At 39.6% G+C, this 2,530-nt stretch carries 2 protein-coding genes; both read right to left on the reverse strand.

Features of this window, described 5'->3' with window-relative positions:
• Positions 1–312 precede the first annotated feature (312 nt).
• Positions 313–732 (reverse strand): hypothetical protein, encoded by a 420-nt coding sequence (locus tag LHW48_06980; GenBank protein MCB5260200.1) that lies wholly within the window; start codon positions 730–732, stop codon positions 313–315.
• A 65-nt stretch (positions 733–797) separates the two neighbouring features.
• Positions 798–2,318 carry a hypothetical protein gene (locus tag LHW48_06985; protein ID MCB5260201.1) on the reverse strand — a complete coding sequence of 507 codons (1,521 nt, stop codon included), beginning with the start codon at positions 2,316–2,318 and terminating at the stop codon, positions 798–800.
• Positions 2,319–2,530: the final 212 nt, after the last annotated feature.

Raw genomic sequence — 2,530 nt, forward strand, 5'->3', positions numbered from 1 at the left:
TCCCCATAGCTCTGCGGATGTTTTGGGTGGCGGGTATAAGATGATTATTTGCCATGTGCCTTTCGATGTAGGCTATATCCACTTTTTCGGGATGCTTGGTTTTGAACAGGCAGAAGCGGAAGACTTGGCCAATATATTAAAGCATCGTGAGAGGAGTTGATTAGGATTCTCGACCCCCCTAGTGATCTCATGAATGGGTCAACAAACATTTGCTGGGATGCTAATTTATCATTAAGGTAAAAGCAATGGCTAGATTGGAGTCAAAAAAAGGGGATTGCAATCAATCCCCGTAGAAATTCAGGTTCCTTATAATTAGGATCCGAATCCAGCTGGTGCAACATTAGCAGTCGTAGTAGTATTGACTGCGTCAATAACTTGAGCACTTATACTGCCTGCAGGGAGAGTAACAGTAGTCCTAACTGCAGGTTTTTTGGAATCTTTTTCTTCTTTTCCAATTCCATATACATATACAGTAGTAGCGCTATGAGGAACTACAATATAGTCGCCATTATCGTTATCTGTTACATCATCGCCCCATCCAATAAATCCACCAACTGCATCAGCATCCATAGTCGCGGTCGGTTGACCAGCTCCGCCTTGTGAAATCGGAGTTTTGAAATATTGTACTATCTGAGAGGCATAGCTCTGTGCATCAGCTGCGATAGCTGATTTGTTTGCACTGTAAGACTGGTTGTTGAACATCTGGATACCTACCGCGATGGCGGCACCCACGATAATTACGCTCAGTACGTAGACTAAACTTGTGATAAATAAACATGAATGCTTGATTCAATTCATCATTTTGTGGAATACAATCTCAAAGCATGGTCTGATTGAGATTCCTCAATTAATGGCAGATAATTGAATTTATCCAATTTAAGAGTAAACTCATTCCACCCAAAGTAGCGAGTGAGACCATCATAATGAAGAACATAATCTACCTTATAGAGATCAAATAATTCATTTTGGCCATCCTCAACTGTATTGGGAGGGGTAAGAACATAACCATGATTAGTGTAAAGGTTATAGCCTACAATATTGCTCATAATGATAGCATCTTCAGATATACCATGCTTGGCGAGGATATCATCAGCTGCGTGGAAAATGTGATCTCTTTCCTTGGCACAAACAGGAATCCACTGCACAAAATTGGCAACGCAATAGATCTGGAAAAAAATAACTACCATTGCCAAAGAATAGCGTGGAACAAGTTGCTTATCATTACACAATGTCAGCAAAGCCTGCTCCAACATAATTGCAGAGTACATGATCAGGGGAACAAATAATGGAAATATGTAACGAGGATTTGGAATTCCGCGGCTGAAGGCATATATCCCGATATTAAGAAGCAAAAGCATCCAAATGGCTTGTTTGATGCGATCATTGGGGTACGCTGCCAAATAGAAGATTGTAAATGGTGTAAGTAGCCCCAAGTTGCGCCAATCCATTGCTATGGTAAGTATCTCTCTCATAACAGAGATAAACATCTTTGGTGAAAATATGAATCGTGGTAAAGGTGATGTATCCAAGCTAAGGCCGAGATATGGAAAACTATGACTAAATGAAGCCATTGGGGGAGTATCCATAACATAGAATCTTAATCCATACCACAATCCTGTAAAGGCAATAAACATACCGGTTACAAGAAAAAATCTCTTGAAGTTACGGCATAAAAAGAGATGGGCAAAGAATGCTACAGCCATGGGCATATTGGCTCTCTTAATAGTAAATAGCGATGCCAGAGCGAAAGCATATAGAATGTAGTGCCATTTTGGGAAATTGTCGTTGTTTACAATGAAACTGTGGTATGCAAAGATAAGGACAAAATTGAAGAGAGTATAGCTTTCAAGCCAGGCACCAAATGAGTATTCATAAAGAGTGAAGCTACCTCCGACCCACAGTATTGCTATAAAATAAGCATATTTCTTGTCTGGATATCGCTGTAACATAAAACGATAAATGATAACAAGGGACAGGATGAAAAGCAGTAGATTCAGTATGTTCACACCAGTCATATAGTGTTCTTTCCCTGTAATCAGATATATGCCGCTCATCATATAAGTATAGATCGGGGCTCTACTCCATCCCTGATAACGGTTCCCATGTTCATGTACATAATCCCGCAATTTATCACTATTCATATCGTAGCGACAAATAGAGCTTACATAGCCCTTACCTTCGGCAATGTTACGAGCAGTTTCCATGTATATAGATGAATCACTGCCCGTAATATTGGGACTCCACAGTATGAGTGCCGGGATTCGGTAAAGGATCAGAAATAGAATCAATAGAATTATGTGTTTATGTCTGGCAAACATATTACCTCTTACTTTTCGTTAAGTTATTGACGTCAATCAATTTTATGCTATTCATGGAAGTCAAGATTGGAGCTGCTATTTGTCAAGTGCTTTATGCACTCGCATTCCCCCATTTTTTAATCCAGCCTTATTTTCTATTGCCAATGATCTCTATAAAGAGTCACTGAAATCTGCAAATAGCGATCACTTGGACAAAATAGGTAAGTCTAAGA

Source organism: Candidatus Cloacimonadota bacterium (genome assembly GCA_020532355.1).
Taxonomy (GTDB): domain Bacteria; phylum Cloacimonadota; class Cloacimonadia; order Cloacimonadales; family Cloacimonadaceae; genus UBA5456.

Excerpts from the sequence above, each read along its gene's own strand:
- LHW48_06985 (MCB5260201.1), bottom strand. The coding sequence starts at position 2,318 with ATGTTTGCCAGACATAAACACATAATTCTATTGATTCTATTTCTGATC.